The 18914-nt window shown below is 30.2% G+C and carries 17 protein-coding genes and 1 pseudogene; 7 read left to right on the top strand and 11 right to left on the bottom strand.

Going from position 1 to position 18914, the window contains the following annotated elements; translation table 11 throughout:
• Positions 1 to 27: 27 nt before the first annotated feature.
• From ACKGJI_RS09030 to ACKGJI_RS09015, 4 genes are all read right to left on the bottom strand, one after another.
• Positions 28 to 1632, bottom strand: coding sequence for a DNA polymerase III subunit gamma/tau (locus tag ACKGJI_RS09030; protein ID WP_458699959.1), 1605 nt, complete (start codon positions 1630 to 1632; stop codon positions 28 to 30).
• 180 nt (positions 1633 to 1812) lie between these two features.
• Positions 1813 to 3150 carry a transcription termination factor Rho gene (rho, locus tag ACKGJI_RS09025; RefSeq protein WP_458699958.1) on the bottom strand — a complete coding sequence of 446 codons (1338 nt, stop codon included), beginning with the start codon at positions 3148 to 3150 and terminating at the stop codon, positions 1813 to 1815.
• A gap of 317 nt (positions 3151 to 3467) precedes the next feature.
• Positions 3468 to 3863, bottom strand: coding sequence for a hypothetical protein (locus tag ACKGJI_RS09020; protein ID WP_458699957.1), 396 nt, complete (start codon positions 3861 to 3863; stop codon positions 3468 to 3470).
• Positions 3860 to 4135, bottom strand: a complete 276-nt coding sequence (locus ACKGJI_RS09015) for a hypothetical protein (protein ID WP_458699956.1) — start codon at positions 4133 to 4135, stop codon at positions 3860 to 3862. The genes ACKGJI_RS09020 and ACKGJI_RS09015 overlap by 4 nt, the downstream gene beginning before the upstream one ends.
• A gap of 95 nt (positions 4136 to 4230) precedes the next feature.
• On the opposite strand from ACKGJI_RS09015, the gene ACKGJI_RS09010 reads away from it, so the two are divergent.
• Together ACKGJI_RS09010 and ccoS are read left to right on the top strand one after the other, a co-directional pair.
• Positions 4231 to 6609 carry a heavy metal translocating P-type ATPase gene (locus tag ACKGJI_RS09010; protein WP_458699955.1) on the top strand — a complete coding sequence of 793 codons (2379 nt, stop codon included), beginning with the start codon at positions 4231 to 4233 and terminating at the stop codon, positions 6607 to 6609.
• Positions 6610 to 6648: 39 nt separating this feature from the next.
• Positions 6649 to 6888 (top strand): cbb3-type cytochrome oxidase assembly protein CcoS, encoded by a 240-nt coding sequence (gene ccoS / locus ACKGJI_RS09005; RefSeq protein ID WP_458699954.1) that lies wholly within the window; start codon positions 6649 to 6651, stop codon positions 6886 to 6888.
• On the opposite strand, the gene ACKGJI_RS09000 is transcribed toward ccoS, so the two are convergent.
• The gene (locus tag ACKGJI_RS09000) at positions 6889 to 7185 is read right to left on the bottom strand and encodes a c-type cytochrome (RefSeq protein ID WP_458699953.1); all 297 of its coding nucleotides are present in this window, start codon (positions 7183 to 7185) and stop codon (positions 6889 to 6891) included. It abuts the gene before it with no gap.
• 137 nt (positions 7186 to 7322) lie between these two features.
• On the opposite strand from ACKGJI_RS09000, the gene ACKGJI_RS08995 reads away from it, so the two are divergent.
• The 5 genes from ACKGJI_RS08995 to gmhA are packed head-to-tail and all read left to right on the top strand — an operon-like array spanning position 7323 to position 11533.
• Positions 7323 to 8033, top strand: a complete 711-nt coding sequence (locus tag ACKGJI_RS08995) for a tetratricopeptide repeat protein (RefSeq protein WP_458699952.1) — start codon at positions 7323 to 7325, stop codon at positions 8031 to 8033.
• 36 nt (positions 8034 to 8069) lie between these two features.
• Entirely contained in the window at positions 8070 to 8579 is a 510-nt protein-coding gene (gene gmhB / locus ACKGJI_RS08990) for a D-glycero-beta-D-manno-heptose 1,7-bisphosphate 7-phosphatase (protein ID WP_458699950.1), read from the top strand.
• Between the two features lie 8 nt (positions 8580 to 8587).
• A complete protein-coding gene (gene rfaD, locus ACKGJI_RS08985; protein WP_458699949.1) occupies positions 8588 to 9562 on the top strand; it encodes an ADP-glyceromanno-heptose 6-epimerase in 975 nt (324 codons plus the stop codon).
• The gene (gene rfaE1 / locus ACKGJI_RS08980; protein ID WP_458699948.1) at positions 9555 to 10964 is read left to right on the top strand and encodes a D-glycero-beta-D-manno-heptose-7-phosphate kinase; all 1410 of its coding nucleotides are present in this window, start codon (positions 9555 to 9557) and stop codon (positions 10962 to 10964) included. Before rfaD ends, rfaE1 begins: the two co-directional genes overlap by 8 nt.
• Positions 10961 to 11533: a D-sedoheptulose 7-phosphate isomerase gene (gmhA, locus tag ACKGJI_RS08975; RefSeq protein WP_458699947.1), complete on the top strand. Its 573-nt coding sequence runs from the start codon at positions 10961 to 10963 to the stop codon at positions 11531 to 11533. Before rfaE1 ends, gmhA begins: the two co-directional genes overlap by 4 nt.
• On the opposite strand, the gene ACKGJI_RS08970 is transcribed toward gmhA, so the two are convergent.
• The 6 genes and pseudogenes from ACKGJI_RS08970 to waaC all read right to left on the bottom strand — a co-directional run bounded on the left by ACKGJI_RS08970 (position 11493) and on the right by waaC (position 18885).
• Positions 11493 to 12407, bottom strand: coding sequence for a glycosyltransferase family 9 protein (locus tag ACKGJI_RS08970; RefSeq protein WP_458699946.1), 915 nt, complete (start codon positions 12405 to 12407; stop codon positions 11493 to 11495). The genes gmhA and ACKGJI_RS08970 overlap by 41 nt on opposite strands.
• Positions 12404 to 13264, bottom strand: coding sequence for a glycosyltransferase family protein (locus ACKGJI_RS08965; protein WP_458699945.1), 861 nt, complete (start codon positions 13262 to 13264; stop codon positions 12404 to 12406). Before ACKGJI_RS08965 ends, ACKGJI_RS08970 begins: the two co-directional genes overlap by 4 nt.
• Positions 13254 to 14803, bottom strand: a pseudogene (locus ACKGJI_RS08960) (glycosyltransferase family 2 protein). The gene ACKGJI_RS08965 and the pseudogene ACKGJI_RS08960 overlap by 11 nt, the downstream one beginning before the upstream one ends.
• Positions 14788 to 17061 carry an O-antigen ligase family protein gene (locus ACKGJI_RS08955; RefSeq protein WP_458699944.1) on the bottom strand — a complete coding sequence of 758 codons (2274 nt, stop codon included), beginning with the start codon at positions 17059 to 17061 and terminating at the stop codon, positions 14788 to 14790. Before ACKGJI_RS08955 ends, ACKGJI_RS08960 begins: the two are co-directional and overlap by 16 nt.
• The gene (locus ACKGJI_RS08950; protein ID WP_458699943.1) at positions 17058 to 17951 is read right to left on the bottom strand and encodes a lipid A biosynthesis lauroyl acyltransferase; all 894 of its coding nucleotides are present in this window, start codon (positions 17949 to 17951) and stop codon (positions 17058 to 17060) included. The genes ACKGJI_RS08955 and ACKGJI_RS08950 overlap by 4 nt, the downstream gene beginning before the upstream one ends.
• Positions 17941 to 18885 carry a lipopolysaccharide heptosyltransferase I gene (waaC, locus tag ACKGJI_RS08945; RefSeq protein WP_458699942.1) on the bottom strand — a complete coding sequence of 315 codons (945 nt, stop codon included), beginning with the start codon at positions 18883 to 18885 and terminating at the stop codon, positions 17941 to 17943. The genes ACKGJI_RS08950 and waaC overlap by 11 nt, the downstream gene beginning before the upstream one ends.
• Positions 18886 to 18914 lie beyond the last annotated feature (29 nt).

The raw sequence follows: 18914 nt of genomic DNA, 5'->3' as shown, positions 1-18914 counted from the left end.
ATCATAACATATATAGTAAAGTTTAGGCTATACTTTAGGGTAAATCTTTATTTCTTTAGGCTGAAATATTTCTTGAGCTTTTTTTACAAATGGATGCTCTAGTATCTCTTTGGCTTCAAATTCCTTAGTGTCTTTTGCAATTGCACCAGCTATACAACTGCCACTACTTTGCTCGATTTTTTCATCTTCTATAACTGATGAGGTATTAGTATCTTCTTCTTTATTAGGCTCTAAATTTTTTTTTTCTTCTTTTGGTTTTTGGCTCATTGAGATTTTTGTTTCAATTCCAAAGATTTCTTGTACAAATTGTCTGATAATTGGATAAGAATTTTTCAAAAGATCTTTATCTTCTCCACTTGCACTTGAATTCCATGTTAGAGTATTGTTTGAAAAAGAAGTATAAGTGATATTTTTCTTAAAGCACTCTCCTAGAGCATAGCTTCTATCTTCAAGTTTTATTATCAGTTTTTCAAAAAGTTTTTCTCCATCATTTTGTATGCTTTTTGGCTCTTGAATTGGTTCTTGAATTATGGTTTTTGTTCCTTCTTTTTTATGTTCAGTTGGAATTCTAAACTTTTCGCTTTCCAAGGCTTCGATCATTTCATCTATCGTTTTGATTTGAGTAGCTTCTAGTAATTTAAAAAATAAAAGAGAAAGAACAAATCCATTATCAGCATTTAAAAATAAAAGATTTTTTGATTCACTCAAAATCCTAAAAAATCTCTCACTTAAAAGTGTAGAAAATTTGTTTTCATTGTTGAAAAACGCCTCTTTTATATAAGCGATAAGTTCATCTATAACGACTTCACACTCATAGTTTTCCAACTCTTTTATATAATCTCTTAGCTTATCTCTATCACCTTTTATAATAGTATCAAATATATCTTCAATTTGCTTAGGATCTAGTAAGCCTAGCATAGAAGCTATAGAGTTTGCTGTTATGTTTGATTTTGAAAATATGATAGCTTGATCAAGTAAAGTTAGAGTATCTCTTAGTGAGCCATTTCCTGCACGAGCTAGCATGTTTAATGCATCTTCTTCATACTCAACTTTTTCAAGATTTAAAATATGTGCCAAATGATGAACTATATCAGCTTTTGCAATAGTTTTAAATCTAAAATGCTGTGTCCTTGAGAGTATAGTCGCAGGTAGCTTTAAAGGATCAGTAGTAGCAAGAATAAATTTAACAAATTCAGGTGGCTCTTCTAGAGTTTTTAAAAGTGCATTAAATGCCTCTTTTGTTAACATGTGAACTTCATCGATGATAAAGATTTTAAATCTTGCACTATTTGGTTTGTACTTAGTCTGTTCTATCAAGTCTCTAATATCATCAATTTTTCTAGAACTTGCTGCGTCCATTTCTATGATATCGATATGTCGATTTTCATTTGCCATTTGACAGTGGATGCACTCTTCACAAGGCGTAGCAGTTGGCCCATTTTCACAAACTAAGGCTTTAGCAAATATTCTAGCAGTTGAAGTTTTGCCACTTCCTCTAAGTCCTGAAAAAAGATAAGCATGAGATAGTCTGTTTGAACTCAATGCTAAACTTAGAGTTTGGGTTACTGAGTCTTGACCTATTAATTTATCAAATGAATTTGGACGATATTTTAACGCTAAAACTTGAGACAATTACGAACCTTTTAAAAAATATTGTATAATTTTACTATCTTTACATGTAAGAGGATATTAAATTGAAAAAAATTGTTTTAAGTATTTTGTTGATTTTATCAATAGGAGCAGTTTTTAGTGGATGTGAAAAAGCCGATTATCAACATCCACTTCATAGAAGTAGCGGGAAGTAATTTCCCACTACTCGTTCATTGCAGCTAAGAATTCTTCGTTTGAGCCTGTTTTTAGCATTTTTGCATATAAAAATTTAAGAGCTTCAACATCTTCCATTTGGCTGATTGCACTTCTTAAAGCCCACACTCTTTGTAGTTTTTCAGGAGCTTGGAGTAATTCTTCTTTTCTTGTTGCTGATTTTGTTATGTTGATTGCTGGATAGATTCTTCTGTCTGAAATATTTCTATCAAGAACGATTTCACTGTTGCCTGTACCTTTAAACTCTTCAAAGATAACTTCATCCATACGGCTTCCTGTATCTATCAGTGCAGTTGAGATGATAGTAAGGCTTCCTCCAAATTCTATGTTTCTAGCAGCTCCAAAAAATCTTTTTGGTTTGTGTAAGGCATTTGCATCAACCCCACCAGTTAGTATTTTACCACTACTTGGAGTTACTGTATTGTAAGCTCTTGCAAGTCTTGTTATACTATCTAGCAAGATTACTACATCTTTACCCATTTCAACGCTTCTTTTTGCCTTTTCTATAACTAAGTTTGCAACTCTTACATGATTACCTGCTGGTTGGTCAAAGGTTGAGCTAAATACTTCACCTCTAACACATCTTTCCATATCAGTAACTTCTTCTGGTCTTTCATCTACTAAAAGTACTATTAGTTCAACATCTGGATGATTTCTTGCAATTCCATGAGCCAATTCTTTCATAAGCTCAGTTTTGCCGCTTCTTGGAGGAGCAACAATCAATGCTCTTTGACCTTTCCCAATTGGTGTGAAAAGATCAATCACTCTTCCAGTTACTTTCATAGGATCATACTCTAATTTAAAAGCCTCAGTAGGATAAAGTGGTGTTAAGTTTTCAAAAAGAGGTCTTTTCTTGCTATCTTTTAGAGGCATATAATTTATAGCTTCTATTTTTAAAAGAGCATTATATCTTTCTTGGTCTTTTGGAGGTCTAACTTGTCCTGTTACGATATCTCCATTTCTTAGTGCAAATTTTCTAACTTGAGTAGCACTTACATATGAGTCATTTGCTGTGTCGCTAAAGTTCCCATCAATTGCTCTTAAAAATCCATAACCTTCGTTTGTTATTTCTAAGATACCAGTAAAGAGTATAAATCCACCTTGTGTTGTTTGAGCTTTGAGTATCTCAAACATCAAATCTTGTCTTTTTAATTCTTGAGGATTTTCAACTTCTAATTCTGTCGCAATTTCTAGGAGTTTATCTAAAGTCATACTCCTTAAATCTTCTATCTTATAACCTTGAACAGGAACATGTGTCCTTGTTTTGTTGTGATGTTTGTTGTTTTTGTGATTACCATTTGTTGATGCAGTCTGATTACCGCTCATATTACCTTCTTTGTTAAGTGATATTTTTTGGTATAAGTCCAAAAAGTGTGCAAAAAATTGCACATTGTAGTATGTTTTCGAAAGCTTGCGTGTATAACACTAAGTAGTTCGATTTAATGTTGACATTTTATAATAATGCACCGTTTTTGTCAAGAAATATGGTGATTTAAATTTAAGTTTTATATCAATTTTTATCTCATTCTCAAAATGCCTCCTGCATTTTTCCGAGGCTTTGGACTATTTGCGCATCCTTGCACAAATAAACGCCACAAGAACCGATAAAATTTAATACAAAACTTAAATTTGAATTACTATAATCAAGAAAAAGCGAAAAAGAAAAGTGTAGGATAAAGAACAACTCCTATTAGTTTAAAAGGAAGAGGAATTGCATAGTTTACTTTAAACATTTCTTTAAAGTTGCCTAAATCTCTGTTTTTGTAAAGTTTGTCCATCAAAGATATTTTGGTTGTTATATCCAAGACTTTTATAACTATTATACTACTTGCTAAGAGTGAGTATTGGTTAAAGTACAGTTGGGCAAATATAACAAAATACAAACTAGGGTGAAGTAAAATAAAAAAAATCACCCCTTTGTTATAAAAGAAAAATAGATTTTTTACATAATCTCTAAAATCATTTCCTTTTTGCCAATAAAACTCAAAAAATTCTAAAAAAATCAGTATAGATAAAAATAATTCTAAATCTTCACTCAATCTTCATCTTCTTCAATTTGGTCTTTGTATTTTTCGTAGTATTCCATCATCGCAACTCTTACTTTTTGCTCATTTTGAGGGCTTAGGCTTTCATGACTGATCCATTTTACTTCATCGATCCTTCCTCCGTAGTCTTCTCCCATTTTTTGTATAGTTTCTTCAAAGATTTTCAAATCTTCACAAATTTCTACTCTACCATCAACTGTATCTTTAAGTTCTATAAACCATCCGCCTTGCTCATCATTTTTTACTGTTGCTTCAAAAACTACCACAATATACCTTTTATTTTTTTGTGCAATTCTATCATAAAATTATCTACATGTAAAAGAAGTAACGATATAATTACCTTTTTATAAAGGAGCAAGCTTTGGCTAAAAGAAAGTGTGATCATTGTCATTTAGAGTATGATGAAAGTGTATTGATAGAAGATAATGGTAAATACTTTTGTTGTAAAGGATGTCAAGGTATTTTTCATCTTTTGCAAAGCGAAGGTTTGGATGATTTTTATGATAAGCTTGGTCAAAATACAATTGAGCCTCCAAAAGAACTACAAGATGATATAGGAAAATTTGATAAAGAAGGTTTTATCAATAAGTATGTAACAACTACAAAAGATGGTTTTAACTCTATCTCTTTAATCATAGATGGAATTCACTGTGCTGCTTGTGTTTGGCTAAATGAAAAAGTACTGCACAAAACTGAAGGTATAGTTGAAGTTAGTATAAATCATACAAACAATAAAGCAAAAGTTGTTTGGGATGATGATGTAATAAAGCTTTCAAAAATCATTGAAGTTATTAGAAGCATAGGATATAACGCTTATCCATATGATGCTTCTATGCAAGAAGTCCAAGCAAATGCAAAAAGAAGAGACTATTACTCAAGGCTTTTAGTAGGTATATTTTGTACTATGAACATCATGTGGATAGCAATCGCTCAGTATGGTGGGTATTTTAGTGGTATGAGAAGTGATATAAAAGATATTTTGAATTTTGCAGGTTTTATACTCTCAACACCAGCTCTTTTTTATACAGGAGGAGTCTTTTTCAAAGGAGCCTATTATGGGCTTAAAAACAAATTTGTAAATATGGACTTACTTGTTGTAAGTGGAGCGCTAAGTGCTTATATTTTTTCTATCTATTCTATGTTTAGTGGGCATGGAGAGACTTATTTTGAATCAGTTGCCATGATAATAACTTTTGTTTTTACAGGAAAGTATCTTGAAGTTTTAACAAAGAAAAAAGTTGTAGATACGCTAGATACTTTTAGTGCATCAATTCCTGATGAGGTAATGGTGATAAAAGATAATGAGAAAATTTTTGTGAGTCTAGAAAATGTAGAAGTCGGAGATATCATAGAGATTAGAGCTGGTGATAAAGTAGTCATTGATGGGGTTATTACTAGTGGTGAGGGTTCTTTTGATAATTCAAGTTTGAGTGGTGAGAGCGAGCCTGTGTTTTTAAAAAAAGGTGATAAAGTTTTAAGTGGTGGAATTTTACTTGATAGTGTTGTAAGATACGAAGCAATTGCTACTTATAAAAGCTCAACTCTTAGTAAAATTGTTTCATTACTTGAAGACTCTATGGATAAAAAACCAAAGATTGAAAAAATTGCAAATCAAATATCAGGTTATTTTTCTACTATCATTTTAATTTTTGCAGTACTTACTTTTTTTGGCTGGTTTTATTATACTGGTTCATTTGAAAGAGCTTTGGTTGTTGCAATTTCTGTTATCGTTATAGCTTGTCCTTGTGCACTAGGTTTAGCAACACCAGTTGCAACTTTAGTGGGACTAAGTAGAGGTGCTAAAAAAGGAGTTTTATTTAAAGAAGCCGCACTTTTAGAGAGTATTGCAAAGTGTGATACGGTAGTTTTGGATAAAACAGGAACACTTACCTATGGAAAACCAAAAGTTGTGAAAGAAGTTTTAAACGAAGGTTTTGATATCTCTTTGATTTATTCTTTGGTAAGCCTCTCAACTCACCCAATAAGTAAAGGTGTAAAAGAGTACTTAAAACTTAAAGAACCAAAACTTTATGATTTAGAAGATATAAAAGTAGTAGAAGCAAAAGGCATAAAGGCTACATGTAACGGCAAAGTTATCATTGCAGGAAATGAAGCTTTTTTAAAAGAAGAGGGCTTTACATGTAAAACAAAAAAAAGTGATAAAAGTCTTTTACATGTAGGCTACGATGGTGAGTTTATTGGTACATTTTATCTTGAAGATTTGGTTAGAGATGGAGCAAAAGAGACTATAGCTTATCTTAAAGAAAAAAATCTAAGAGTAGTTATGCTAAGTGGTGATAATGAAAAAGTTGTAGAAAAAATTGCAAATGAATTAGGAATAAAAGAGTATAAATCTTCAATGTTGCCTTTTGATAAGGCAGATTTTATAAAAGAATTAAGGCACAATGGTGCAAAAGTGATTATGGTTGGAGATGGTATAAATGATACTTTGGCCTTATCACAAAGTGAAGTGGCAATCGCTCTTGGAAGTGGGACTGATGTAGCTTTGAGTGTAAGTGATGTTGTGTTGATTGATGAGAGTTTTTGGGGGCTAAAAAATGTTTTTGATATATCTTTAAAAACATATAAAAACATAAAACAAAACTTAGCTTTATCAGTGCTATATAATGTCATAACGATTCCTTTAGCAATGGCTGGATTTGTTATACCTCTTATAGCAGCTCTTAGTATGTCACTTAGCTCTTTGATTGTTGTTGGTAACTCTATGAGAATTAGATAAATAATTTTAAATTTTTTAAATTAAAAGGGAAAATATAAAATGGATAATTGGTTAGTTGCTATGATGTTAGGTGCTTCGACTCTACTTGGAGCATTTGGTTTGTGGGCTTTGCTTTGGGGGCTAAGAACTGGACAGTTTGATGATCCTAAAAAGTTTATTGATGGTGCTTTGTTAGATAGTGAAGAAGCACTTCACGATGCAATTGAGATGGAAAATAGAAAAAAAGAGTTAAAAGAAAAAAGAGAAAGAAAGGAGAAGAGTTACTCTCCTCCTGATTGATTACTTAAGTTTTGAAATATACTCAGCAACTGCTTTGATTTTAGCATCGTCATAGCTTGCTACTTGACCTTTCATAAGACCTTTCATAGCTCCGCCATAAGTTCCTGCTTTATAACCTTTAAGTGCCGCTTCGATTTTAGCTGCATCCCATCCTTGAATTACATGTGATTTGTTTAAAGCTTTTTTCTCAGCTTTTGCACCATGACAAGCTGCACATTTTTTATAAAGAGCCGCACCATCTGCTGCCATTAGAGTTGAAGCTGCCGCGAAAGCTAATACTAGTACTAGTTTTTTCATTTTTTTCTCCTAATTTTGTTTGAGTGAATTATATCTGAGTAATCTTTAAAAAATCTTAGTTTTTTATATTTGAATTATAGTAATATCAAAGTATAACTTTAAGTGAGTATAATTTACACTTATTTGATGGAGAAAAAATGAGAATATTACTTTTTGTTATATTTATAACCTCTATATCTCAAGCTAATGTTAATGTTGTATGCAAAGCTGGAGTGATGGATGATGACAATGCAAAAAAATATATATCAAAAGTTTTAAAAAAAGAACCAAAAAATGTAGAGTGTATTTTAAAACTTGCTTCTGTGTATCTAAAAAGTGGAGATATTTTAAAAGGTTATAATCAGGTTGTAAAAGCATATCATATAAACCCAAAAGCAGTAAAATCAAGTGATTTTAATAATATTTTAGATTCTGCTTTGGAAATTGTAAATCTTGCAAGAAAAGCAAAAAAAACAAAAGATGCAGAGCTTTGGAACTTGGTTGGAAATAATTTTTCCGAAATGGGAGCTTTTAAGGATGCAGCTTATGCGTATGAAAAAAGTTTAAAAATCAATCCAAATCAACCTAAAATCACAATAAAACTTGCTCTTTGCTATCAAAGATGCAATAAAGTATTTAAAGCTATTAATCTTCTTAGGAAAATGATAAAAGAGAAAGAAGACAATTTTTTCGCAAATTATTACTTAGCAAAAATAATAAGATATGATTTGAGAGATGAAGTAGAATCATGGGAATTCTTCCAAAGAGCAAAAACAATCCTAGAAGTCAATAAACATAACTTTAAAAAAGAAGAGTACGCTTTATACTTAGAAGACATAGAGAATGAATTAAGTCAGAGTGTTCAGTAACTTCTTGTTAATATTTTTTTTGCTAGAATATTGTCTATGAAAAAAGCAATATTTTTAGACAGAGATGGCATAATCAACATAGATAAATCTTATGTTTACAAAAAAGAAGATTTTGAGTTCAATGAAGGTATTTTTGAAACTCTTAGACATCTTCAAAAATTAGGATATCTACTATTTATAGTAACTAACCAATCAGGAATTGGTAGAGGTTATTATAGCGAAAAAGACTTTTTACAACTTACTGATTGGATGATAAAAGAGTTTTATAAAAAAGATATAAATATCTCAAAAGTGTATTATTGTCCACATTCTCCTGATGAAAACTGTACATGTAGAAAACCAAATATTTTGATGTTTAAAAAAGCTAAGAATGAGTTCAATGTAGATATGAAAAACTCTTGGATGATTGGTGATAAGCAAAGTGATATACAAGCAGGACTAAACGCAGGCATAGAAAATACAATTTTTGTCAACTCATCTACATGTAACAAAGCAAAATATTGTGTTAAAAAAGTTTTAGATATAATAAAAACAATTAAGAACTAGGATGAATTATGGCAATTGATTTTAATAATAAATCAGTTTTGATAACTGGTGGAGCAGGATTTATAGGTAGTAATCTTGCTTTTTATTTTCAAAAAAATTTCCCTAAGTGTGAAGTAGTAGTTTTTGATAAATTTAGAAGTGAAGAAACATTTAGTAATGGAAATTTAAAAAGTTTTGGTCACTTTAAAAATTTGCTAGGTTTTAAAGGTGAAGTAATAAGTGCAGATATCAATACCGATTTAGATTTACTAAGAGATAGAAAGTTTGATTATATTTTTCATCAAGCAGCAATTAGTGATACAACAGTGAGTGACCAAGGACTTATGATTGAAACTAATGTAAATGCTTTTAAAAATATTTTAGACTTAGCAAGAAGTATGCAATCAAATGTAGTTTATGCTTCAAGTGCTGCTACTTATGGAGATAGTGATAGATTTGAAGTTGGGTATGAAAGTCCTAATAATGTTTACGGATTTAGTAAACTTATGATGGATAATTTAGCAAGAAAGTATATGAGTTTTTGTGATATTAGTATCGTAGGACTTAGATATTTTAATGTATATGGTCAAAGAGAATTTTTTAAAAATAAAACTGCTTCAATGGTTTTACAATTTGGACTTCAACTCTTAAGAGGTGAGAGAGCAAAACTTTTTGAAGGTAGTGATAAGATTAAAAGAGATTTTATATATGTTGAAGATGTAATACAAGCAAATGTAAAAGCATGTGAACCTAAAAAAAGTGGAATTTACAATGTAGGAACAGGCAAAGCAAGAAGTTTCCAAGATATAGTTGATATATTAAAAAAAGAATTAAACATACAAAGAGAAGATGAGTATATACCAAATCCTTATATTGGTCAGTATCAGTTTTTTACTGAAGCAAACATAGAAGATACAAAAGAATTTTTAGGGTATGAACCACAGTTTGAACTCGAAGATGGAATTAAATCTTATATTGACGAGATAAGAGCAATACATGGATAAATTAAGAAATTATAAACCTAATATACTAGTAATTGGTGATTTAATGCTTGATAATTATCTTTGGGGTAAGTGTGATAGAATAAGTCCTGAAGCACCAGTGCAAGTTGTTGATATTCAAAAAGAAACTACTGTTTTAGGTGGTGCTGGCAATGTTATAAATAATCTAAGAACTCTTGGAGCTAATGTTAGTGTTTTAAGTGTTATAGGGAAAGATGAAAGTGGCGATGAACTTTTAGAAATGCTTGGAAAAATTGGAGTTGATACTTCTTTAATAATAAAGCAAGATGGGCGAAAGACGAGTAAAAAAAGTAGAGTAATAGCAGTACACCAACAAATCATAAGATATGATAAAGAAACAAAAGATGATATTTCAAAAGATAGTGAAAAGAAACTTCTTGAAAATTTAAAAATTTATCTAAATAATTTTGATGCGATATTGCTTAGTGATTATGGAAAAGGTGTTTTAACTGAGAGTTTGACAAAAAATATCATATCTTTAGCAAAAAACAGGTTAGTTCTAGTTGATCCAAAAGGCGATGATTACTCAAAATATAAAGGGGCAACTCTTATAACACCAAATAAAAAAGAGGCAAGTTTAGCAACTAAAATAGATATTGTTGATGAAGAAAGTTTGCATAAAGCTGGTAAAATTTTAAAAGATACTTTAGATTTGGATTTTGCTATCATTACCCTAAGTGAAGATGGTATGGCTATATTTGGTGATGAAGTTACAAAGATACCAACAGTTGCAAGAGAGGTTTATGATGTAACAGGTGCTGGAGATACAGTTTTAGCTAGTATTGGCTACGCGCTTAGTTGTGGGTATGATATACAAAAAGCAGCAAAATTTGCAACAAGTGCAGCAGCAGTAGTGGTTGGGAAATTAGGAAGTGCAACTGTTAGTCTTGATGAGATAGATATATATGAACATTCCCTAAGAAGTGGTAGGTCTGATAGCAAAATAAAAACTAAAGAAGAACTATTGCAACTTTTAGAAACCCTTAGAGATAAAAAAATTGTTTTTACTAATGGTTGTTTTGATATATTACATGTAGGTCATGTAAAGTACTTAGAGGTTGCAAAGAGTTTTGGTGATGTATTGATAGTTGGATTAAACTCAGATGCTTCAGTAAAGAGATTAAAGGGTGATAGCAGACCGATAAATAGTAGTGAAGATAGAGCATATGTCTTAGCTGGACTTGAATCAGTTAGTTTTGTAGTAGAGTTTGAAGAAGATACTCCATATGAGCTTATTCGTGCGATAAAACCTGATGTATTAGTAAAAGGTGGAGATTATAAAGGTAAAGAAGTTGTTGGAAGCGATATAGCTAAAGAACTTAGACTCGTAGATTTTGTTGATGGCAAAAGTACAACAAAAATAATAGAAAGAGTAAAACGATGATAAATATGATAAAAAGTGAGATGTTAGCACATAAAGAAACTATAGAAAAAACAATAGAAAGTTTACAACATCAAATATATACAGCTTGTATAATTGCAACTGAGACGATAAATAACGGTGGAAAAATTTTACTTTTTGGTAACGGAGGAAGTGCAGCAGATGCTCAACACATAGCAGCTGAACTTAGTGGTCGTTACAAAACTGAGCGACGAGGTCTCCCTGGAATTGCATTAACAACAGATACTTCAGTTTTAACTGCTGTTGGCAATGATTATGGTTATGATAGAGTATTTGATAGGCAAGTTGAAGCAATAGCACAAAAAGGAGATTTACTAATAGGAATTTCTACAAGCGGAAATAGTAAAAATGTGCTAAGAGCGCTAAGTTTAGGAAGAAACATGGATTGTAAAACCATAGGATTAAGCGGTCGAGATGGCGGAGTGATGGATGAGTTTTGTGATATTAATCTAGTAGTACCAAGTGATGATACACCTAGAATTCAAGAGATGCACATCATGATAGGGCATATTATCTGCCAAGCGATAGATGATTCTCTAGAACTTCAATAACTTCTTTTGCTTTTATGCCCTTCATGCACTCATGTGTTTTGATTGGGCAAACTCTTTTCATGCAAGGAGCGCATTCTAAATTGTGAGAAATTATGTATCCATTTGGATTATTCCACTGTGATGTTTCATTGTGCTTTGTAGGACCAAAAAGAGTGACAGTAGGCACTTTATATGCTGCAGCTATGTGCATAGGTCCACTGTCATTTGTTACAAACAGACTAAGTCCTGCAATCTTCTCTATGAGCTCTGTTATATCTGTTTTCCCAGCTAAATTTACGACCTTTGTTGCTATAAGTCTTTCAACTTCATTAGCTATTTCAATTTCATTTGGACCACCAAAAATAACGATATCATGAGTTTTTGAAAAGTGATTTGCTACTTTTGCAAACTCCTCAGGGTACCATCTTTTTGCACTTCCATAAGTGGCTCCTGGGTTTATACCTAAAGTAGGGCGAGCATATACATATGGTTTTTGATAGAGCTTCAAATCACTTGGTTTTACATGTAAAGCTTTTGCATACTTTTCTACTTGGTGGCCAGTAAAAACATTTTTTTTATATTGGATTTTATTTTTAGAATTTAAAAACCATAAAAATAGCTTGGAAGTAAATGAACTTCTAAAGCTAATAGCCAAATCAAAAGAACCAAGCTTTTTTGCAACTCTATAAAGCCATAGTAGACGAAAGTTTGATTTTTTACTTTCATCAATTACTACATGTAAAGAGTTTGGATGATTTTTTAGAGCTTCTGTAGAAACATAAGAGCCAAAAAAAGTTATCTTAGCATTTGGATATTTTTTTACTATCTGCTCAATACTAGGTGTAGTCATAATAGTATCACCAAGCCAAGTTGGAAGTTCAATGAAGATATTCATTTTACTAATTTGTAATGCTTTTTACTTAATTCTAGACCGAAGATTTCCTCAAGTTTCAGCATAATTCTGTGCTTTTTTTCTTTCTTTGACAATTTATGGTTTAAATCTACTTTAAATACTCCTTTTTCCTTGGGTAACCATTTTTGTATTATTTTTGGATGAATTCCTTTAAACTCTTTTAATATAGTATTGTCTATTTTCCTATAATCAATTTTTTTATGACTTTTGTTCCAATATTGTTGTACTTTTTGACTTTTTAAATTCATCTGTTCTTCACTTCTAACCCAGCCATAGTGATATATTTTTATACCTGAGTCTATTGCTTTTGGATATCTACCTATTTTGTTTTTTTCAATTACTAACCAAAATAAACCATCCGGGGCATAACTCCTTATAGAATTTTTAATTATTCTTGGAGCTTTTCTATACCAACCTGGGCTCCATAAATAGCTATTAGAATTTCCATAGAAGTGATAATAATCAAATACTATAGCTTCTACATTTTTATTATTTTTATATTTTTCACAAAGCTCTTTTATCTTCGGTAAATCATTTTCGTGTACTACTTCATCTCCCTCTAAATAAAATGCCCAATCTCCTATACAATTAAACTGAGCTATCATTTTTTGTTGTCCATAGACATAACCACGGTCTTGCATTTTATCATTCCATTGAGATATTATAATTTTTATTTTAGGATCATTTAAGTTTTTTATTGCTTTTAATGTATCATCTTCACTTTCACCAACATTAACAATAAACTCATCAACTATAGGTAAAATTGATTTTATTGATTCAATAAATGGGTAACCTAAAATTTCCCCATTTTTGATAAATGTAAATCCACTAATACTCACTATTTTCTCCTAAATATTTCTTTATACCATTTTGGCAATATTTTAAATTTTCATCTATGCTTTTTTTCAAAAGAGCGTCGTTTTTAGTTAAGTTTGCTCTTGGGTTTTCATTATGCCAAATGTGATATGCGATACAGTTGAATTTAATATTTTTTCTTTTTATGCCATTGTTTAATAAACGCACTACAAATTCACTATCTTCTCTGCCCCAGCCAATAAAATCTTCGTTAAAGCCATTTATATCAAAACAGTCTGCTTTAAAAAAAGACATATTGCAGGTTTTAATACCTGCTAATGAATTTTTGTTTTTTGAGAAAATCGAAGATAAAGTTTTATTATGAATTGTATTTTTTCTATTTTTTATGCCTGAGTCAAAAGGAGAAATTGAGTATTTTTTGTCTTGTATAAGTGTTTTGCTTTTTTCTTTTTGGATTAATACCCTTGAGCCTTGAATAAATTGTTTTTCTTTAGCATGAAGTTTATGTTCTTTTATAAAATCTTTATGAAGAATCATATCACCATCTATAAGAACGATGTAATTGCTTTTTGCTTTAGCAATTGCTTTGTTTCTACTACTTGCTGCTCTAAAGCCTTCATCTTCTTGCCAAGAGTGGATAATAGGCACGGAAGAATTTTTAGCAAAATTTTCTATTAATTCTTTTGTGTCATTACGACTTCCATCATCTGCTATAATTATCTCTTCAGGCAATTCACTTTGATTTAAAGCACTTAGTAAAACTAGTTCTAATGCCTCTTTCCAGTTATATGTTGTGATGATTAAAGCACAAGTCATTTTTTATTTTCTTCATATAGTTTTATGTATTTATAAAATACTCCATTTGCATTTGACATAGCTATAAGAAAGCCTTCATAACCATATAAAAATCCTTTTTGAAAAAAGTAATTTTTAAAAAAAGTAAAAGCTCCTCTTGAGATTGCTTTTATTGGAGAAGAAGTTTTTTTGTTTTTTTGTTCTTTTGCATAGAGTGTTGAGTAGTGTTGCATTTTATTTACAAGTTCACTTGCATTTTCAAAAGAGAAATGTTTAAAAGAGTTTGTTAGCTTTTTTACAGATATATCATTTTGAATGATAAGGCTTTCATGCACTTGTTGGTCATTAAATTTTGTTGAGTTTTTATTGAAGAGTCTAAGAACAAAGTCATTTTCCCAGCCACAACATTTTATTAGCTTTTTGTTGTAGTAATTGTCTCTCAGTATAGAGTAGATTGTATTTTTGTCTAAGGAAAGGCTTAGGATTTCATCTACTAATTTTTCACTAAAAACTTCATCGCTATCTACTGAGAGAATCCATTCATTTGAGGCATAAGATATAGCAAGGTTTTTAAGTGGACCAAATCCTATAAATTCGTTTTTATATATTTTTACATTTGAAAAAGTTTTAGCAATTTTTATAGTTTTATCGCTTGAGCCATTGTCCAAAAGAATGATCTCATCAAATTTACTCAGAGCATTTAAGCACTCGCTTATGTATTTTTCAGAATTTTTCGTGAGTATTGTAACGCTTATTTTGTTAGACATCTCTTAACCTCTGTAAAAATTGTTTTTGGATTAATTGCATATAGACAATCGCTTTTGCCATGTTTATCATCACAACCGGCTAATCCACAAGCTACACAAGGCATATTTGCTTGAAATATAGTGATATTACCATAAGTTTGCTTTGGTTTATTTTGAAAAGTTGAGCATTGAAGCGAGTTTGACCAAGGCGACCACATAGCTAATTTTGTAGGTCCAAATATAGCAAACACTTCTTTATTACTCGCTGCTGCTATATGCATGTTTAATGTGTCCATGCCTATATAAGCCAAAGATAAATCATTTAGTGCTAAAAGTTCATGTGGAGTTGTTTCGCCTATGAAATCATAAATATTTTTTAGTTTTGGAAGTTCTGTTTTTATTTTTTTATCTAATGCACTATTTGCACCTGTAATAACTATAGGGATATTTAAATCATTAAGAAGTTCCAACAATTTATCTCTTAAATCTTTTGGATATATTTTATACTCATACTGAGCGGAAGGGTGAAAGATGATAAATTTTTCAATTTTTAGTTTATTTAACTTTTGAGTAATTGTATCTTTTGAGGTTTGAGGATAATAAGTCTTTACATGTAAAGAATCATTTGGTATATTTAGCAAGTCTAAACTTGCTGTATTGTTTTTCAAAATATGCCTTGAGTTATCAAAAAGATAACTTTTTTTTAAAAAAAGTTTTTTCCACCAAGATTTTTTACTCTCTTGTTCCACAGCACTAATAGGGTAAGAAGAAGCTAGTATAGAGTACATAACACTTCTCTCATTTGCTGTTAGGTTTATGCTCAAGTCGTATTTTTTATATATACTTTTTATAATCGAAAACTCTTGTTTCAAAGGAGTGTTTTTTTTCTTTTCATAAGAGAAAGTATATATATGATTTATATGAGGTAAGCATTTAGCTATAGCTAGGGTATCATCGTTTACAAGCAAATCAATTTGAGGATTGTTGTAGTGTACATGTAAAGCTTCTATAAGAGGAGAGCTTAAAAATACATCACCATTTGAACGTCGTATGACGATGAGTATTTTAGCTATGTTCAATTCATAGTCTTTATAAAGAAACGCACTAAAATAAATAAATAGCATTGTAGTATAATGGCCTAGTAAATAGCTGTCACTTAACATTATAACTAGAAAAATAAGAGGTAAAGCAAGTTTTATTTCAGAATATTCAGACTGTTTAAAAGACAACTTTATTTGTGTGTAAAATATAGAAAGTAGGGTGATTAGTCCTAAAATTCCTGTTTGTACACCTACTAAAGTGTACATGTTATGTGGGTTGTTTGTAAGCATTGCTTTTGGTGTATTTTTTTCACTTACTATTTTATATTCGTTCGGGAAATCACCAGTTCCAACACCTATGAGGGGGTTGTTTTTTATAATTTCAAGTGAGTTAAATAGAAAAGTTAATCTAAGTCCTACATTAGTGTTAGGATTTTCTTTAAATGAAGAAATTTCTTTAACAGCTAAATTAATTCTATCATGAAATATATTGCTACTGAAGTATGCTAAAAAAAATACTGAAGGTAATGCTATGAACATAATTAAAATTATTTTAATAAAATCTTTTTTAAAATATTGGATAGCTAATATTGAAATTGCTACAAAAAAACCAACTTGCCCTGCACGACCTCCAGTTATAAACATGTTTATAGTCATAGATAATACAAACAAACTACTGAGCAAATATTCAATTTTATTTTTTACCTTGCCAAATAATATAAAATATCCGAGTAAGTATATAGTAAATGCTAAAAATGGATTATAAGATACATGACTCATAAATGGAGTTGGATTATCAATAGTGGCGCTTTTAAAGGGATCAATTATTTTAAACCAAATACTATAAGAAATAATTTCAGATAAGCTCATAGCTAATAAAAAAGATGTAATATAGTACTTTATATGTTCTTTTTTTGTTATAGTGATAAGAATTATTAGAGCTAATATTCTCCACTCTTTCCCAACTATATGTAAGCCCCACTCTAAATTTTCTGTCCATAAAAGACCTAGTACATGTACAAAGAAAAATGCTAAAAAAGCATAGGTGATAGGATTGTTTTTGATAGTAGAGAGTTTTTGAGAAAATTTTCCTTCATATAACCAAAAAAGTAAAATCAGTCCTAATATAATTGTTGCAATTGAAACAGATAGTGGAAGGAAAAATCCTAGCATTATCATTAGATAGCTATTTGTGTTGTGTATGTTCTCTCTATAAAAATGTCTTTTTATATTTGTCATTTATACAATTCCTCATATTGATTTTTCCATCTTCTATGAAGCCAAAACCATTCATCAGGTTTCTTTTTAATAACATATTCTGTTACATCTGCTTGTGCTTGTACGCTTGTTTTTATATCTTCTTCACTATTTTTAGTCTTTGGAGTAAAGATAGGTTCATAAAAAGTTATATCATACTGTTCATGATCGTTTGTTGTTATAAAAACAGGTACTATAGGAGTATTTGTTTTTCTTGCAATCAATGCAGCTGATGGAGTATGTCTTGCAAGTTTATTAAAAAAATTGATTAATATACCTTCCTTTGAACTTGTATTTTGATCGACCAATAATCCAATATTATATCCGCTTTTTAATCCTTTAAGTAAACCTCTCATGGCTCCTTTTTTTTCAAGCATATGTACATTAAATTGTTCTCTGTTAGATTTTAAAATATTATTTATTTTTTTATAGTCTAAAGGTCTTCCAACTCCCCATATATTCCCATATTTTGCCCCTAAACATAAAGGAAGTAATTCCCAATTCCCATAATGAGCGGTAATAAAGATAACTCCCTTTCCTTCTTCTTTTATATTAGTGTAGTAGTATTCATTGTGAAATGTGACTTTTGACAAGAGTTTTTCTTTACTTATATTTTGATTTTCAACAAAATCTCTCATATTAAATAGCAAGTTTTTATAGCAATTTTTAACTATTTTTATTTTATCATCTTCTTTCATGCTATTACCGTATGCAAGGTCTAGATTGACTTTAGCTATTTTTTTATGCCTAGCGTCCAAAATATATGCTAAATACGCTAAAAAATTTAAAATAATATTAGATAAAAACTTAGGAGTTTTATTAACTAAAAATACAAATATTTTAAAAGATTTTACATAAAGATTATCTAACACTTAAAAGTTCCTTTGCTATATTTATAATTTCGCTAGGTGCTATATTTTTTATGCAAAAATCATTTTTATTTAAGCGCTTTGCATCTACTTGCTTTTTACAGTCTAAAACTTTATTTTTATTTGTTTGTATTGTATTTCTATAGCTTGGTGTTGGACCAAATAAAGTGATACTAGCAATACCAAGAGCCCAAGCCATATGAGTTGGACCACTATCTGCACCTATTACAAGTTTTGAATTTGATATTATACATTTTAATTCATCAAGATTCAATTTATCTAAAACTTTTGCATGCGTTTTAGAAGAAATCCAGTTTGCATTTTCCAACTCTTGTGTATTTCCCCAAGATAAAAATGTTTCTACATGTAAAGCGTTTATAACTTCTACAAATTTTTCTTTAGGATAAACTTTGCTTTCCCAAGATGAACCGACTATTATCAAAAGAGTAGGTTTGATATCTAAATTTGATTTAAAAAATAAAAAAGGATTTTTATCTTTAATATTTGGTATTTCAATGCTTAAAGCTTTACAAACTAATTCCAAATTTCTCTCAATTACATTTTTTTCATATGGAATGTCAAAAGATTGATTGTAAAGTAAACTAGCAATTGGTTCTCTTAGAGAATTTTTACTAAATCCAATGGTTTTTTTAGCTACTATTTTTGATACGATGGATGATTTTATTAATCCTTGTAAATCTATTGCTAAGTCGTATTTTGGTATGGATTTTAGTTTTTTATACTCTTTGAAAATATTTTTTTTATTATCTTTTAGCTTTATGGTGATTATATTGTTTATGTTTGGGTTGTTTTTTAATACCTCTGCAAACTGTTCTTCTACTATCCAATCAATTTGATGGTTTTTTATGTATTGAAGCACAAGCATAGCATGAACAATATCACCAAGAGCAGATAGTTTTACAATAGCTATACGCAAATCATTCCTTTTTACAAAAAAATATTCTA

It is taken from the genome of Sulfurospirillum sp. 1307 (assembly GCF_054408545.1).
Note: the sequence above shows the minus strand (reverse complement) of the source record. Positions and strands in the feature narration are given on the sequence as shown.

Bases quoted from the DNA above. Each gene is read 5' to 3' on its own strand.
- rfaD (WP_458699949.1), top strand. From the start codon at position 8,588: ATGGCAATTGATTTTAATAATAAATCAGTTTTGATAACTGGTGGAGCA.
- rfaE1 (WP_458699948.1), top strand. From the start codon at position 9,555: ATGGATAAATTAAGAAATTATAAACCTAATATACTAGTAATTGGTGAT.
- rho (WP_458699958.1), bottom strand. From the start codon at position 3,150: ATGAGCGGTAATCAGACTGCATCAACAAATGGTAATCACAAAAACAAC.
- gmhB (WP_458699950.1), top strand. From the start codon at position 8,070: ATGAAAAAAGCAATATTTTTAGACAGAGATGGCATAATCAACATAGAT.
- ACKGJI_RS08995 (WP_458699952.1), top strand. From the start codon at position 7,323: ATGAGAATATTACTTTTTGTTATATTTATAACCTCTATATCTCAAGCT.
- gmhA (WP_458699947.1), top strand. From the start codon at position 10,961: ATGATAAATATGATAAAAAGTGAGATGTTAGCACATAAAGAAACTATA.
- ccoS (WP_458699954.1), top strand. From the start codon at position 6,649: ATGGATAATTGGTTAGTTGCTATGATGTTAGGTGCTTCGACTCTACTT.
- ACKGJI_RS08955 (WP_458699944.1), bottom strand. From the start codon at position 17,061: ATGACAAATATAAAAAGACATTTTTATAGAGAGAACATACACAACACA.
- ACKGJI_RS09000 (WP_458699953.1), bottom strand. From the start codon at position 7,185: ATGAAAAAACTAGTACTAGTATTAGCTTTCGCGGCAGCTTCAACTCTA.
- ACKGJI_RS08970 (WP_458699946.1), bottom strand. From the start codon at position 12,407: ATGAATATCTTCATTGAACTTCCAACTTGGCTTGGTGATACTATTATG.